10 protein-coding genes and 1 pseudogene are annotated in these 15,824 nt (G+C 73.8%); 5 read left to right on the top strand and 6 right to left on the bottom strand.

The features are described 5' to 3' along the window. Positions 1-2: 2 nt before the first annotated feature. From murJ to ACFVQ3_RS06265, 3 genes are all read left to right on the top strand, one after another. Positions 3-1,673, top strand: a complete 1,671-nt coding sequence (gene murJ, locus ACFVQ3_RS06275) for a murein biosynthesis integral membrane protein MurJ (RefSeq protein ID WP_387636468.1) — start codon at positions 3-5, stop codon at positions 1,671-1,673. Positions 1,674-1,794: 121 nt separating this feature from the next. Then, positions 1,795-3,471 (top strand): CTP synthase, encoded by a 1,677-nt coding sequence (locus ACFVQ3_RS06270; RefSeq protein ID WP_387636417.1) that lies wholly within the window; start codon positions 1,795-1,797, stop codon positions 3,469-3,471. A gap of 1 nt (position 3,472) precedes the next feature. After that, a complete protein-coding gene (locus ACFVQ3_RS06265) occupies positions 3,473-4,117 on the top strand; it encodes an NUDIX domain-containing protein (RefSeq protein ID WP_387636414.1) in 645 nt (214 codons plus the stop codon). A gap of 96 nt (positions 4,118-4,213) precedes the next feature. Here ACFVQ3_RS06265 and ACFVQ3_RS06260 read toward each other — a convergent pair whose 3' ends face one another. Together ACFVQ3_RS06260 and ACFVQ3_RS06255 are read right to left on the bottom strand one after the other, a co-directional pair. Beyond that, a complete protein-coding gene (locus tag ACFVQ3_RS06260; RefSeq protein ID WP_387636411.1) occupies positions 4,214-6,508 on the bottom strand; it encodes a glycoside hydrolase family 3 N-terminal domain-containing protein in 2,295 nt (764 codons plus the stop codon). 170 nt (positions 6,509-6,678) lie between these two features. Continuing rightward, complete coding sequence (locus ACFVQ3_RS06255; protein ID WP_387636409.1) at positions 6,679-7,251, bottom strand: TetR/AcrR family transcriptional regulator; 573 nt, start codon at positions 7,249-7,251, stop codon at positions 6,679-6,681. A gap of 73 nt (positions 7,252-7,324) precedes the next feature. Between ACFVQ3_RS06255 and ACFVQ3_RS06250 the strand changes: the two genes are divergently transcribed. Continuing rightward, on the top strand, positions 7,325-7,954 hold the full coding sequence (locus ACFVQ3_RS06250; RefSeq protein ID WP_387636407.1) for a sugar O-acetyltransferase: 630 nt from the start codon (positions 7,325-7,327) through the stop codon (positions 7,952-7,954). 106 nt (positions 7,955-8,060) lie between these two features. Here ACFVQ3_RS06250 and ACFVQ3_RS06245 read toward each other — a convergent pair whose 3' ends face one another. Together ACFVQ3_RS06245 and ACFVQ3_RS06240 are read right to left on the bottom strand one after the other, a co-directional pair. Next, positions 8,061-9,353, bottom strand: a complete 1,293-nt coding sequence (locus ACFVQ3_RS06245; RefSeq protein ID WP_387636404.1) for an MFS transporter — start codon at positions 9,351-9,353, stop codon at positions 8,061-8,063. A gap of 74 nt (positions 9,354-9,427) precedes the next feature. Next, the gene (locus ACFVQ3_RS06240) at positions 9,428-10,189 is read right to left on the bottom strand and encodes a DeoR/GlpR family DNA-binding transcription regulator (protein WP_387636402.1); all 762 of its coding nucleotides are present in this window, start codon (positions 10,187-10,189) and stop codon (positions 9,428-9,430) included. 465 nt (positions 10,190-10,654) lie between these two features. Between ACFVQ3_RS06240 and ACFVQ3_RS06235 the strand changes: the two are divergent. Next, positions 10,655-13,724, top strand: a pseudogene (locus ACFVQ3_RS06235) (ATP-binding protein). A gap of 63 nt (positions 13,725-13,787) precedes the next feature. On the opposite strand, the gene ACFVQ3_RS06230 reads toward ACFVQ3_RS06235, so the two are convergent. Both ACFVQ3_RS06230 and ACFVQ3_RS06225 read right to left on the bottom strand, forming a co-directional pair. Then, positions 13,788-14,621, bottom strand: coding sequence for an ABC transporter permease (locus ACFVQ3_RS06230; RefSeq protein ID WP_387636400.1), 834 nt, complete (start codon positions 14,619-14,621; stop codon positions 13,788-13,790). After that, positions 14,618-15,643 carry an ATP-binding cassette domain-containing protein gene (locus ACFVQ3_RS06225; RefSeq protein WP_387636398.1) on the bottom strand — a complete coding sequence of 342 codons (1,026 nt, stop codon included), beginning with the start codon at positions 15,641-15,643 and terminating at the stop codon, positions 14,618-14,620. Before ACFVQ3_RS06225 ends, ACFVQ3_RS06230 begins: the two co-directional genes overlap by 4 nt. Positions 15,644-15,824: the final 181 nt, after the last annotated feature.

Below are 15,824 nucleotides of genomic sequence, written 5' to 3'. Positions count from 1 at the left end.
AGGTGACGCCGGGTCCGGAGACCGCGCCACGACCCGCACGCGGCTCCCGGCTGCGCGCGGGCACGCAGACGCTCGCGGGTGCGGCGCTCATGATCACGGTCGTCACGATCGCGAGCCGTCTCGTGGGCTTCGCCCGCTCGCTCGTCATGGCGTCGGCGGTCGGCACCGAGGGCATCGGGACGGCGTACACGTCGGCCAACATCCTGCCGAACGTCCTGTTCGAGGTCGCGGCCGGTGGCGCGCTGGCCGGCGCGGTCGTCCCGCTGCTCGCAGGCCCCATCGCGCGGGGTGCCCGCGTCGACGTCTCGAGGATCGCCTCGGCGCTGCTCGGATGGACCCTCCTGGTCCTGGTCCCGCTGGGCGCTCTCCTCGCCGCGCTGGCGTACCCGATCGCGTACGTGCTGATGGACACGCACCCCGATCTGGTCGACGTCACGGCGTTGTTCGTGCGCGTGTTCGCCCTGCAGATCCCGATGTACGGGTTCGCCGTGATCCTCGGCGGGATCCTCCAGGCGCACAAGCGCTTCTTCTGGCAGGCCTTCGCGCCGCTCGTCTCGAGCCTCGTGGTCATCGGGGTGTACCTGGTGTTCGCGGGCATGGCGGGCGGGGACCAGAACGACGTGGCGGCGCTGTCGTCGAGCGCGATCGCCTGGCTGGGCTGGGGGACGACGCTCGGGGTCGCGGCGCTGGCCCTGCCGCTCGTCCTGCCCGTCGCACGCACCGGCACCCGGCTGCGCCCGACCCTGCGCTTTCCCGGCGGCGAGGGCGTCCGTGCCCGCAACCTGGCGTTCGCCGGGGTCGGGGCGCTCGTCGCGCAGCAGGTCTCGGTGCTCGCGGCGATGTACGCAGCGAACACCTCCGGACCCGAGGCGACGTTCCCGACATACTTCTACGCGCAGCAGGTCTACCTGCTGCCGTACGCGGTGCTCGCGTTCCCGCTCGCCACGAGCGCGTTCCCTCGCCTGGCCGAGCACGTGGCCCAGGGGAGCCGCGAGCTCTTCGACAGGCTGCTGGCGTCGACGACACGCACCCTGCTCCTGGTGTCGGGGGTGGGTGTGGCGGCGCTCGTGGCGGCCTCGGCCGCGGTCGAGTCGGTCTTCGACGTCGTGACCCGATCATCGGTCGAGGGCCTGGGCACGGCCACGGCTGCCATGGCGCCGGGCATCGTGGGCTTCGCCCTCATCCTGCACCTGTCGCGCGCGCTCTACGTCCTGGACCGGCAGCGTGCGGCCGTGGTCGCGACGGCGACGGGGTGGGGCGTCGTCGCCGTGCTGGCGGTCGTGGGCCCCGCGGTCCTCGGCGAGGGCGACCAGGTGCGGGTGCTGGGTCTCCTCGGCCTCGCGACCGCGGTGGGCATGACGGTCGCGGGCCTCCTGCTCCTGCTCGCGGTGCGTCGTCACGCGGGCCCGGAGGCGGTGGCGGGCGTGCCGCGCACGGTCGCCGTCGTGACCCTGGGCGTGGTGCTCGGCGGCGCCGCGGGGCGTGTCCTCAGCGCGCTCGTGCTGCCCGACGACGCGCACGTCGCGGTGGCGCTCGCGGTGGGCGTGGGGGTCGCCGTCCTGGCGGCCCTCGTCGTGGTCGGCCTGGCGTTCGTCGCGGACCGGTCGTCCGTCGTCGGGCTGGTACGGCGCGGGCAGGGTACTGCACCTGCAGGCACGAGCCCGGACGCCTGAGAGCGGTACCCGCCCGCCGGGCGCAGACTGGAGGGCGAACAGCCCGACTGAGAGTCATCCCACGGTCGCGGACCCCCGGATCCGGAGCGGCCCCGACGAGTCACTGTTAGGATGGAGTTCCGTGGCAGATCACCTGAACAGACCCCACGCCCTCACCGGCGGCCGCTCGGACCACAGCACCCGGCACATCTTCGTGACCGGCGGCGTGGCCTCCTCTCTCGGTAAGGGGCTGACGGCTTCGAGCCTGGGTCGCTTGCTCCGATCCCGTGGCCTGAGCGTCACGATGCAGAAGCTGGACCCCTACCTCAACGTCGACCCCGGCACCATGAACCCGTTCCAGCACGGCGAGGTCTTCGTGACCGAGGACGGCGCCGAGACGGACCTCGACATCGGTCACTACGAGCGCTTCCTCGACGTGGAGCTCCCGGCCTCGTCCAACGTGACGACGGGCCAGGTCTACTCGCAGGTCATCGCCAAGGAGCGTCGCGGCGAGTACCTCGGCGACACGGTGCAGGTCATCCCGCACATCACCGACGAGATCAAGTCGCGCATGCGCGCCCAGGCGGGCGAGGGCGTCGACGTGATCATCACGGAGATCGGCGGCACGGTCGGCGACATCGAGTCCCAGCCCTTCCTCGAGGCGGCCCGCCAGGTCCGGCACGAGCTCGGCCGCGACGACGTCTTCTTCCTGCACGTCTCGCTGGTGCCGTACATCGGCCCGTCGGGCGAGCTCAAGACCAAGCCGACGCAGCACTCGGTCGCGGCCCTGCGCTCGATCGGCATCCAGCCCGACGCGATCGTCCTGCGTGCGGACCGCGTGGTCCCGGAGCCCGTGAAGCGCAAGATCGCGCTCATGTGCGACGTGGACAACGAGGCCGTGGTCAACGCGATCGACGCGCCGAGCATCTACGACATCCCGCGCGTGCTGCACTCGGAGGGCCTCGACGCGTACGTCGTGCGCCGTCTGGGCCTGGCGTTCCGCGACGTGGACTGGGACGGGTGGTCGCAGCTCCTCGAGCGCGTGCACCAGCCCGAGCACCAGGTCGAGGTCGCGCTCGTCGGCAAGTACATCGACCTGCCGGACGCCTACCTGTCCGTCACCGAGGCGCTGCGCGCGGGAGGTTTCGCCAACGACGCCAAGGTCACGATCCGCTGGGTCCCCTCGGACGACTGCCAGACGCCCGAGGGCGCCGAGGACGCGCTCGGCGGTGCCGACGCGATCCTGGTCCCGGGCGGCTTCGGCGTGCGCGGCATCGAGGGCAAGCTCGGCGCGCTGCGCTGGGCCCGTGAGAACAAGGTGCCGACGCTGGGCATCTGCCTGGGCCTGCAGTCGATGGTCATCGAGTACGCGCGCAACGTGCTGGGCATCGAGGACGCGTCGTCGAGCGAGTTCGACCCGGAGAGCAAGAACCCCGTGGTCGCCACGATGGAGGAGCAGCTCGCGATCGTCGACGGTGCCGGCGACCTGGGTGGCACGATGCGCCTGGGCTCGTACGAGGCCGCGCTGCGCCCGGGGTCCGTGGTCGCCAAGACCTACGGCTCCGAGTCGGTCACGGAGCGCCACCGTCACCGCTACGAGGTGAACAACGCCTACCGTGCACGCCTCGAGGAGGCCGGGCTGGTCGTCTCGGGCACGTCGCCCGACTCGTCGCTCGTCGAGTTCGTCGAGCTCCCGGCCGACGTGCACCCGTACTACGTGAGCACGCAGGCGCACCCCGAGTTCAAGAGCCGTCCGACGCGCGCCCACCCGCTGTTCGCGGGTCTGGTCGCGGCGGCGCTCGAGGCCCGGACGGCCTGACGTGAGCGTCCGCCCGCTCGCCGACGTCCCGGTCTCCCGGGACGTCGGCGAGGCGCGCGTCCTGCACGCGGGCCGCATCTTCGACCTGCGCTCGGAGTCCGTGGACCTGGGCGAGGGCGGCGTCGTGACGCGCGAGTTCGTCGACCACCCCGGTGCGGTCGCGATCGTCGTGCTCGACGAGGACGAGCGGGTCCTGCTGCTGCACCAGTACCGGCACCCGGTGCGGCGCGAGCTGTGGGAGCCGCCGGCCGGTCTGCTCGACGTTGACGGGGAGGACGCGCAGGCCGCGGCCGCCCGCGAGCTGCTCGAGGAGGCGGACCTGCGCGCCGCGCGCTGGGACGTGCTGGTGGACTACTACACGTCGCCTGGCGGCAGCAACGAGGCCCTGCGGGTGTTCCTCGCACGCGACCTGTCGCCGGTCCCCGAGGCCGAGCGCCACGAGCGCGAGGCCGAGGAGCTGGGCATGGAGCTGCGCTGGGTGCCTCTCGACGAGGCCGTGTCCGCGGTCCTCGCGGGGGACCTGCACAACCCGTCGGCCGTCGTCGGGGTCCTGGCGGTCGCCGCGGCGCGCGCGACCGGCTGGTCCGCCCTGCGCCCGGCCGACAGCCCGTGGCCGGAGCGGCGCGGGGGAGACCCTCGCGCCTGAGGCGCGGACCGCAGCACTGCGACGAAGGGCCCGACGGCGTCACGCGCCGTCGGGCCCTTCGTCGCGTCCCGGTCGGGGTCGCCCGGGTCGCTCGCCTCAGCCCTTGACGGTGAAACCGGCCACGAGCAGCACCTCGTCGCGCGACGACGGGCCGACGCGCAGCTCGAACGCGCCCGGCTCGACGACGCGCCGGCCCTGGGCGTCGACGAGGGTGCAGTCCGCGACGGGGACGTCGAGGTCGACCACGACCGACTCGCCCGGGGCGAGGTCGACCTGGCGGTACGCCTTGAGCTCCTTCTCGGCCCACGTGACCGAGGTGACCGTGTCCCGCACGTACACCTGGACGGTCTCGCGGGTCGGCCGTGCGCCCGTGTTCGTGACCGTGACCTGCGCGTGCACGGTGTCGTCGAGACCGAGCACGTCGTGGGGGATCGTCAGCGCCGAGTACTCGACGCTCGTGTAGCTCAGTCCCTCGCCGAACGCGAAGGGCGGGCGCTGCGTGAGGTCGGCGTAGCGGGTCCCGTGCTGGCCGGGGAGCTGGTTGTAGTAGACGGGGAGCTGTCCGACGTGCTCGGCGAAGGAGAGGGGCAGGCGGCCGGAGGGCTCGACCAGGCCGAGCACGAGCTCCGCGACCGCGCGTCCTCCGCGCATGCCGGGGTTGGCGGCCCACACGATCGCGGCGGCGTCGCGCGCCGAGGGCGGCAGGACGAGCGGCTTGGAGGCGACGACCACGACGACCAGCGGGGTGCCGGTCGCGGCGAGGGCGTCGAGGAGCGCGACCTGGGCGCCCACGAGGTCGAGCGTCGCGGTGGACCGGCCCTCGCCCACGAGCTCGATCCTGTCCCCGACGACGGCCACGACGTGGTCGGCGTCGCGCGCGGCCGCGACCGCCTCGGCGATCATGGCCGCGTCGGGCTCGGCGGGCAGCACGACCTGGGGGCGCGGCTGCCCGTCGGGGAAGAAGGCGCCCTCGGGGTCCGGGACGAGCGTGAGGATGTCGGCGCCGCGTGCGTGCGTGACCTCCCAGCCGGCGGGGACGTGGTTCCGGAAGCCGTCGAGGACGGTCTGGGTCATCTCGCGCGGGTGGCCGTCGGGCAGCCAGTCGACCTGCCCGGACGCCCCGGCCCAGTCGCCCTGCTGGGTGTGCGGGTCGTCGGCGTTGGGTCCGACGACCGCGATCCGCCGGGTCGGGGCGTCGGTGCTCGCGGCGACCGCACGTCCGTCCGGTCCTGCGACGAGCGTGCCGCCGAGGGGGAGCGTCCCGTCGTTCGTGAGCAGCACGAGCGAGCGGCGTGCGACCTCGAGGTTGAGGTCGGTGTGCTCGGACGAGCCGACGACCTGGGCCTGGCGCTCGGGGTCGGGGCGGCGAGGGTTCTCGAACAGGCCGAGCTCGAACTTGAGCGTGAGGATGCGGGCGACGGCCGCGTCGAGGCGCGCCTCGTCGAGCAGGCCCTGGCGCACGGCCTCCTGGGCGCCCTCGAAGAACTGGGGCGTGGTCATGACCATGTCGTTCCCGGCGCGCACCGCTGCCGCGGCCGCGTGGGTGTGGTCGGGCTGGATGTGCTGCTCCCAGACCATGCGGCCCACGTTGTCCCAGTCCGTGACGAGCGTGCCGGTGTATCCCCACTCGCCGCGCAGCACGTCGCTGAGCAGCCACTCGTTGACCGTGATCGGCACGCCGTCCATCGACTGGTAGCCCAGCATGAAGGTCCGGCAGCCCTCGCGGGCGACGCGCTCGAACGGCGGGAGGAACCAGGAGCGCAGCTTGCGGCGCGAGATGTCGGCCTCGGTTGCGTCGCGCCCGCCCTGGGTCTCGGAGTAGCCGGCGAAGTGCTTGGCGGTCGCGAGGATCGCCGTGGGGTCGTCGAGCCCGTCGCCCTGGTAGCCCCGGACCATCGCGGACGCGAGCTCGCCGATGAGGAACGGGTCCTCGCCGAACGTCTCGCTCACGCGGCCCCAGCGCAGGTCGCGCGTGATGCACAGCACGGGGGAGAAGGTCCAGTGGATGCCCGTCGCGGCGACCTCGACCGCGGTGGCCCGGGCGACGCGCTCGAGGAGCTCGGGGCTCCAGGTCGCGGCCATGCCGAGCTGGGTCGGGTAGATCGTCGCGCCGTGCCAGAACGAGTGCCCGTGGATGCAGTCCTCGGCGACGAGGAGCGGGATCTGCAGGCGGCTGCGCGCGGTGAGCTCGTGCGCGAGGAGGGCGTTCTCGGGGGACGTGTGCAGGATGGAGCCGACGTGCACCTCGTTCACGAGCCGTTCGACGCCGTCGGCCGCGTTGAGCTGCATCATCTGCCCGACCTTCTCCGGGAGCGTCATGCGCCCGACGAGGTCGGCGACGCGTTCGGGGACGGGCAGCGTGGGGTCCTGGTAGGGCAGGCGGGCGGACATGTGCGGGTCCCTTCGGAGACGACGACGGTGGCGCGGGTTCGCGGAGGCCCGGGGCGTCGGGGTCGCCCGCGAGCGGTTCGAGAAAACCATACACTGATAGGTAATTGTCGTGGCGGCCGAGGAGGGCAGCGAGGGTGAGTCGTGCGCACGGGCCCGCGGCCCGTCGAGGATCAGGGGCGCGGAAGTCCCAGGACGTCGTACAGCAGCGTGCTCAGCGGGCCCTCGAGCCTGGCCTCGTCGTCGACCATCCACTGGAGCTGCGCGCCGTCGGCCGTCGCGATGATCAGGCGCGCGAGCGCCTCGGGGTCCAGGTGGGCGGGGAGCTCGCCGGCCTCCTGCCGGGCGACCACGTCCTCGCGCAGCGTGGCCCGCAGACCCGCGTAACGATGGGCCAGGACCTCGTGGGCAGGGTGCTCGCGGTCGTGCGCCGCCGCCGAGAGGGACACGAAGAGCTCGACCAGCCCGGGACGCTCGGCGTTGCCCCGGAGGTTGTCGGCGAGCGTGCGGGGAGCGTCGTGATAGATGGGACGGCCCGTCTGGTCACGGCGCACGATCACCTGGGTGAGCAGGTCCTCGCGCGAGTCGAAGTAGTGCATGACACCCGCGACCGTCAGGCCGCAGCGTGCCGCGATGGTCCGCAGGCTCGTGCCGCGGTAGCCCTCGTCGGCGAAGACCTCGAGCGCGACGTCGAGGATCTCCTCACGCTTGAGCCGCCCCTTCGCGTACACCCCGTCCCTCGCCACCCGACGATCCTATGCGCGACCCGCGCTACCGACCGGTAGCGTGCGACGACCACCGAACGACCAGGAGACGACGATGACCACCGAGCAGTACCGCTCCGTCCGCGCACGCATGAACACGGGCGAGCCCTACGTGGACTTCGGGGACGGCCTCGAGCAGCTCGAGGCCGAGCGGGTCGCGGGCAAGGAGCTCGCGTACGACTTCAACCACTCGCGCCCGAGCCAGGTCGCCGAGCGTGCCGCCATCCTGGGCGAGCTGTTCGGGTCGATCGGCGAGGGCGTGTGGATCGAGCCGCCGCTGAGCGTGTCCTACGGGTCGCACGTGCACCTCGGGGACCACGTCTACGCCAACTTCGACCTGGTGCTGGTCGACGACGCCGACATCCACGTCGGCGACCGGGTCATGTTCGCCCCCCACGTCACGATCGCCACAGCCGGGCACCCCCTCTCGCCCGAGGCCCGTCGCGGCGGGACGCAGTTCTCGCTGCCCGTGCACATCGGGGACGACGTCTGGATCGGCTCGAACGTCGTGATCCTGCCCGGGGTCACGATCGGCGCGGGCTCGGTCATCGGTGCGGGCAGCGTCGTGACGCGCGACGTCCCGCCGCGCGTGGTCGCGGTCGGCTCGCCCTGCCGCGTGGTGCGCCCGGTCGACGACCAGGACCGCGCCGCGGTCGCGGCGGGCCTGCCGCTCGACGGCGCCTGAGCGTCGCGGACCGCACGTGCGAGGGGCCCGACGCCGTCGGGCCCCTCGTGTTCGCCGTGCCCCGGTGCCCCGGGCGCCGCACGAGCCGTTGCCCGGCGGCGTGGTGTCAGGCCCGGACGGCGCGGCGCGTGTCGAGGACCTGGGAGGCGAGCACCACGACCAGCCCGGCCACCGGGACCACCAGGAGCCCTGCCCGGAGCGAGGCGTGGTCGGCGACGAGGCCGACGAGCGGCGGCGAGAGCAGGAAGCCGATCCGCATGAGCCAGCTCACGACCGCCAGCCCTGTCCCGGGCCGCAGCCCGGGAAGCTCGTCGGCCCCGTGCATGGCAGCAGGGACCAGGGTCGCGATGCCGAGCCCCGCCGCGGCGAACCCCGCGATCGTGCCGGGCGCGGTCGGGAAGGCCAGGGCCAGCCCCATGCCGAGCGCGACCAGGGCGCCGCCCGAGCGGGCCACGGCGCGCTGCCCGAACCGGTCGACGACCCGGTCTCCGACGAGACGGCCGACGAACTGGGCGCCGGTCAGGGCGACGAAGCCGAACGCCGCGTGCGAGAGCGGGGCGTCCAACGACTGCGAGAGGTAGACGGCCGCCCAGGTGCTGCCCGAGTCCTCCACGACCGAGCCTGATGCGGCGATCAGGACCAGGGCGGCGAGCGTCCCGACGCGGACGAGGAGGCCCGGGAGGCGCGAGGGGCGAACGGTCTCGACCGTCCCCGCGGAGCCGTGGGCGGCGACCTCCTCGCTGACGGTGCCCGTGCTCGCACCCGCCGCGGCCCGGTCCCCGTCCTCGGGTCCGGGCAGCAGGAAGCGGTAGCACGAGAGGGCGACGACCGCGAAGACCAGGGCCGACAGGCCCAGGTGCAGACCGCGCGACATGCCGATCGCGACGGCCCCCGCACCCATGAGCCCGCCCGTGACCGCCCCGATGCTCCACACCGCGTGGAACGAGTTCAGGATCGACCGGCCGTAGCGGCGCTGGACCCGCAGGCCGTGGGCGTTCTGGGCGACGTCGGTGATCGCGTCCATGGCTCCTGCGAGCAGGAGCCCGACCGCGAGCATGGTCCAGGTCGAGGACAGCCCCGCGGCCAGGACGCCGGTACCGGTGAGGACGGTTCCGGCCACCGCGACGCGTGACGAGCGCAGGCGCCTGACGAGGACCCCTGCGGCGAGGCCCGCGACGAGCGCTCCCGTGGGGAACGCCGCGATCGCGAGCCCGTACTGGGCGTTGCTGAGCCCGAGCTCGGCCTTGATCGCGGGGTACTCGGGGAAGAGGTTGGCGAAGATCGCGCCGTTCGTGAAGAACAGGGCCGCGACGGCGACGCGGGCCTGCCGGAGGTCGCGGGATACCGCTCTCTCTCGGGCCGTGCGGGGGCGTGGTGGTGCCACGGTGGGGTCGGACATGAGGTGTGCCCTCTCGGGGTCGTGGGGCGGGTGGGAGGCGGTGCGGGCCGACGGTCGCGTGGAGGGCGTCGGTGTCAGACGCCGAGGACGTCGACCCCTGCCTGGCGGAGCTGGGCGACCGCGTCGGCAGGGGCCTCGGGATCGGTCACGAGGACGTCGAAGTCGGTCAGGGGGCACACGACCGCGAGCGCGGTGCGGGAGAACTTCGCGGCCTCCCCGACGAGGATCGTGCGGCGGGCGCTGGCCATCGCGGCGCGCTTGGTCGCCGCCTCGACGTCGTCGTAGGCGGTGACCCCGTCGACGACGGACAGGCCGCAGCAGCTGATGATCGCGGTGTCCACGCGCAGCGAGCGCAACGAGGCCTCGGCCAGGGGACCGACGAGCGAGCCCTCGCCGAACCGCGACGTGCCGCCGGGGACCTTGAGGGTGGTCGAGGCGCTCGCGGAGAGCACGTGGGCCGCGGGGATCGACAGGGGCACGACCGTCAGACGGCGCCCGACGAGCGCGCGGGCGATCGCGAGCCCCGTGGTCCCGCTGTCGACGATCACGGCCTCGCCGTCGCTGAGCAGGTCCGCGACCGTGCGTGCGATCTGCTCCTTGGCCGGGGTCGACTCGATCTCGCGCAGCGCGAACGGCAGCTCCTCGCCGCGCAGGAGCAGGCTGACGGCGCCCCCGTGGACGCGCCGCAGCGCTCCGGCGGCCGCGAGGGTGTCGAGGTCGCGGCGGACCGTGACCTCGGAGGTGTCGAGCTCGAGGGCCAGGTCGGCGACGTCCACGCGCTCGGTCTCGCGGAGCCGCTGGACGATCCGCTGCTGTCTGGTGGTGGCACTGTCCATCGTTCAAACGTACAGACCGAAGTTACGAATGTAAACGTAGACTGTTCGTTTGAAGGTCGGGCCTCCCGGTCGGGCGCTCGGTCGGGACGGGGGGAGGACCGTGCCGCCCGCCAGGCGGCAGCGCCTGCTCCGAGCCCGCCCGACGGCGTCGCTCGCCTCGGCGGCTCGTCCCACCTCGCGGGCGCGAGGTCCGTGCGCACTAGAGTGGGGCGGGTGTCCTCGTCGGTCCCGCGCCCTCGCGCCCTCGTCCTCGGACCGGTGCTCGTGGAGAGCCGCGACGGGACTCTCGTCGCACCCTCCAGCGCGCGTGCCCGTGCGCTCGTCGTCGCGCTCGTGCTCGCGCGCGGCCGCACGGTGAGCGCCGCCGCGCTGGTCGACGACCTGTGGCCGGACGCCCAGCCTGCCGACCCTCGCGCCGCGCTCCAGAGCCTCGTCTCCCGCACGCGCGCGGCGCTGGTCGAGGGGATGCTCGTCTCGGGACCGGGGGGCTACTCCCTGCTCACCGAGAGCGACCTCGACGTCGCGCGCGATCACACCCGTGAGGCCACGCAGGCGCTCGCGGCGGGCGACCCCCGAGGGGCGGTCGACCCGGCGCGCGCGGCGCTCGACCTGTGGCGGGGCGAACCCGGCGACGACCTGCTCGACCTGGTCGACGGTCCGGTCGGTGAGGAGCTCGTCGCGACGGCCGGGCGCCGCCGGGCCGAGGCGGAGCGGGCCCTCCTCGACGCCCTCCTCGCCACGGGCGACCACCAGGCCGCGGTCGGGTGGGCCGAGCGCGCCGTCGAGCGCGCCCCGCTCGACGAGGACGCGTACCTCGCCCTGCTCCTCGCCTACGAGGGGACGCGGCGCCGACGCCCTGCGGGCCTTCGGTGTGCTGCGGACCCGGCTCGCGACAGAGCTGGGCACCGACCCGCGAGCGGACCTCGTCGCGCTCAACACCCGGATCCTGCAGGCTGCGGGTTCCGTTCGTGCCCTCGCACCCGGACCCCGCGCGCCCCGCCGCGGGACGGCCCTCGGGCTGCGAGCGGCCCCCAACGCCCTGGTCGGCCGCGAGGCCGACGTCGTCACGATCGTCGGCCTCCTGGGACGGTCCCGGCTCGTCACGGTGCTCGGGCCCGGCGGCATGGGCAAGACCCGCGTCGTCCAGGAGGTCGCGCGGCGCGCGAGCACGACGACCCCGCTCGTCGCCGTCGTCGAGCTCGCGAGCGTGCGCACGGGCGAGGACATCGGCCTGGCTCTCACGTCCGCCCTCGAGATCCGGGACACGCGCGGCCTGCGCCTCGGCGACCAGGTCGCGCGCGCAGAGGTCCACGAGCTCGTCGCCGACCGCCTCGGGGAGACCGAGACCCTGCTCGTGCTCGACAACTGCGAGCACGTCGTGGACGAGGCCGCCCGGTGGGCCGCCGAGCTCCTCGCCGTGGCGCCCGGGCTCACGATCCTCACGACCAGCCGGTCGCCGCTCCAGGTCGGCGGCGAGCAGGTGCACCCCCTCGAACCGCTCGCGACGACCGGGGTCGGCGGGGCTGGACCCGCCGTCGAGCTCTTCCGCGCCCGGGCGCTCGCGGCCCGCCCCGGCGCCGACCTGCCCGACGACGTCCTCGACCGGCTCTGCACCCACCTCGACGGCCTGCCGCTCGCGATCGAGCTCGCCGCGGCGCGCGTGCGCACGCTGTCGGTCCAGGAGATCGAGCGCCGGCTCGACGCCCGCTTCGCGCTGCTCACCACGGGCGACCGCAGCGCCCCCGCCCGCCACCGGACCCTGCACGCCGTCATCGACTGGAGCTGGAACCTCCTCACGGCACCCCAGCAGGAGCTGCTGCGCCGACTGTCCCTGCTGCCCGACGGCTTCGGGGTGCAGACCGCCCAGGCGGCCTCCGCCGTCGGGCTCGACGACGTCGAGGCGCTCGTCAACCAGTCCCTCCTGACCGTGACCGACGAACCCCTGTGCCGCACCGCGCGCTACCGCATGCTCGAGACCGTGCGCGAGTTCGGGGCGCTCGCGCTCGACGAGGCCGGCGAGCGCGAGACCGCCCAGGAGGCGACCTACCGCTGGGCGGTCGACCTCGCGCGCCGCGAGGTCGCGCGCCTCGAAGGACCCACGCAGGTCCCCGCGATGCTCGCCCTGCGCGTCGAGCAGGAGAACCTCCTGCACGTGCTGCGCACGGCGCTCGCGGCCGACCGCGCCGACGTCGTCCTGCCCGTCTTCCACGCGCTCGGCCTGCACTGGTCGCTGCGCGGGGCGCACACCGAGGTCGTCGCGCTCGGCCGTGACGTGCTGCGCGTCGTCGCGGGCTGGCAGGGCAGGCTCGTGCGGGGGACGCCGGACGCCCCCGTCGCGCAGCTCACGCGCGAGGCGGGCATCGTGCTGTTCCTGCTCACGGCCTCGACGCCCAACGGCGACCCGGCGACCGGGGTCCGGGCCGCGGCACGGCTGCGGCGCCTGCACCGCGGCGCCGACATCGGTTCGCGGGCCGGCGCGCTCACCGACCTCCTGGCCGACGCGGGCGACCCGCTCGGCATGGGTCCGCGGCTGGCTGAGCTCCACACGTCCGACGACCCGTTCGTCGCACTCGTGGCACACCTGCTCAGCGCGCAGCTCTCCGAGAACGCCGGACGCCTCGACGAGGCGATCGCGCAGGTCACGGTCGCGCACGGGTTCGCGACACGCACCCAGGACACGTGGGGAGTCGCGACCTCGGCCCTCTTCCTCGCCCAGCTCGCGAGCGAGCAGGGCGACGCCGCGCGAGCGCTCGAGTGGGTGGCCACGGCCCGCGAGGGGCTCGGCCGGCTGCACGCCGACGAGGACCTGCGCCAGCTCGACTGGCTCGAGGCGACCAACCTCGCGCTCGTGGGACGCGTCGCCGAGGCCGAACCGTTGTTCACCGCGCTCGTCGAGACCGACGACGACCCCGTGCCCTCCGGGATCGGCGGTAGCGCGCACGAGCTGCGCTCGATCGGGCATGCCGGGCTGGCCGAGATCGCCGTCGCGCGCGGCGACCACGCACGCGCACTGGCCGAGCTCGAGGCGGCCAACGCGGCGGTCGGGAGCGGGGCCGCGCGCCGCTCGCCCTGGTACACGATGTTCGCGGCCGGGTGGCTGTCGACCATGCTGCTGCCCGCGCCCGGGACGACCGGGCCGTGGGGGCCGGACCCGCTGCCCTCGGTCGAGGCCGAACGGCTGGCCCGGGAGCTGCGGGTGCGGATGGTCGCCGGTCACCGCGCCGCACCCGGCATGGTCGACTACCCCGTCCTCGGCACGGCCGCTCTCGCGCTCGGGGCGTACCTGTGGGCGTCCCCGGGGCTCGACCGGGTCGACGACGGGCTCGCCCTCCTCGAGCTCGCGCGTCGCATGGGAGCACGTCAGGACGTGCCCTCGCTCCGCACGCCCGCGCACGTCGCCTGGGCGCGCACCCTGCACGGCGACGCGCACGTGGACGAGGTGCGCGACGCCGTCGGGCGGCTGGGGCACGACGACCTGCCCCGCCGGGTCATGGAGATCCTGCGCACCGGCCCCTGGACCCGGTCCACGGCATGACGGACGGGCGGTGCCCCGCGAGATCCGCCGGAGCACCGCCCGTCCGTGCCTGAGCGCGGACGCTCAGGCCTTGCGCATGTACGCCCGCACCGTGAGCGGGGCGAAGACCGCGACGATGACCGCCGCGCCGACGAGCGAGATCACGGCGTCCGCGCCGAGCACCCCGTTGTTCGTCAGCTCGCGCACCGCGGTGACCAGGTGCGAGACCGGGTTGACGTTCACGAAGCCCTGGAGCCAGCCCGGCATGGTGTCGGGCTGGACGAACGCGTTCGACAGGAACGTGAGCGGGAACAGGATGATCATCGAGATCCCCTGGACGCTCGACGCCGTCCGGGCGATCACGCCGAAGAACGCGAAGATCCAGCTCACGGCCCACGAGCACACGATCACGAGCAGGCCCGCCAGGACGACCGACCCCAGGCCGCCCTCGGGGCGGTAGCCCATCGCGTAGCCCATCGCGAACGTGAGGGTCGTCGCGATGCCGTACCGGACGGTGTCCGCGAGCAGCGCGCCCGACAACGGCGCGATACGCGCGATCGGCAGGGACCGGAAGCGGTCGAACACGCCCTTGTCCATGTCCTCTCGGAGCTGGACGCCCGTCACGACCGACGTCGTGATCACGGTCTGCACGAGGATCCCCGGGATGATCGTGGGCAGGTAGCTCACGACGTCGCCCGCGATCGCGCCGCCGAAGATGTACGTGAACATGAGCGTGAACAGGATGGGCTGGAGCGTCACGTCCACGAGCTGCTCGGGCGTCCGGCGGATCTTCAGGAGCCCGCGGTAGGCCATGGTGAACGTGTTGCGGACGGTCTGGCCGACGCTCGTGCGGTTGGACAGGCTGCGGTCGGAGCCGGCCTGGATCTGCTGACGGGGAGCGGTGAGGGTCGTGGTCATCGCAGGGCTTCCTCTCGCGTGCTGGTGGTGGCGCGGGTGGCGTCGCCCGTGGCGGACGCGCCCGTGGGGTCCTCCTCGGCGGCGACGCCGTGGCCCGTGAGGGTCAGGAAGACCTCGTCGAGGCTCGGCTTGTCCATGCTGATCGAGTCGACCGCGATGCGGGCCTCGCGCAGCCGGACCAGGAGGTCGGTGACCTCGTCGGGGCCCGTCACCGGGACGGTGATGCGCCGCGCCTCGGGGGACGTGGTCGCGGGCACGCCGAACGTCGTCTCGACGATGTCGAGAGCCGACCCCAGGTCTGCGGCCGCGACCAGGCCGAGCTGGAGCGACTGGTTGCCCACCGCGTCCTTGAGCTCGTCGGCCGTGCCCTCCGCGACGACGCGTCCGCGGTCGATGACCGCGATCCGGTCCGCGAGCTGGTCGGCCTCGTCGAGGTACTGCGTCGTGAGCACGACCGTCGACCCCGTCGCGACGAGCTCGCGGATCGTGTCCCACATCTGCGCACGGGTGCGCGGGTCGAGGCCCGTCGTGGGCTCGTCGAGGAAGATCAGCGGCGGCTGGGCGATCAGGCTCGCCGCGAGGTCCAGACGACGGCGCATGCCGCCCGAGAAGTTCTTCAGGGGGCGCGTGGCGGCCTCGGTCAGGCCGAACGTCTCGAGGAGCTCGGCGGCCTTGCGCCGCGCCTCGGCCCGGCCCAGGCCGAGCAGGCGCGAGAAGATCACGAGGTTCTCGGTCGCGCTCAGCGTCTCGTCGACCGAGGCGTACTGACCCGTGACGCCGATGAGCTGGCGCACGACCTGCGCCTCGCGGACGACGTCGTGCCCGAAGACCCGGGCCTCGCCCGCATCGGGCCGCAGGAGCGTCGCGAGCATGCTGATGGTGGTGGTCTTGCCGGCGCCGTTCGGGCCGAGCACGCCGTACACCGAGCCGGTGCGGATGCTCAGGTCGACGCCGTCGACCGCCCGGTTGTCGCCGAACGTCTTGACGAGGCCGTGCGCCTCGACCGCCCATTCGTGGGTCATGGATTCCTCCTGGTGGCTGATGGACCCAGTCTCCGGGAGGTGTCTGTCACGCCGGTGTCAGTGCGCTGTCACGGCTCTGCCGCGCCGGCGGCCACCGAGGGCTCCTGGGACTACCGGGGGCTGTCGAGGACCCCTGGGGGCTACCGGGACGCAGACGGGCCACCGTCCCCGAGGGGACGGT

It is taken from the genome of Oerskovia sp. NPDC057915, assembly GCF_042887685.1.
In the GTDB taxonomy this organism is placed as follows: Bacteria; Actinomycetota; Actinomycetes; order Actinomycetales; family Cellulomonadaceae; genus Oerskovia.
Note: the sequence above shows the minus strand (reverse complement) of the source record. Positions and strands in the feature narration are given on the sequence as shown.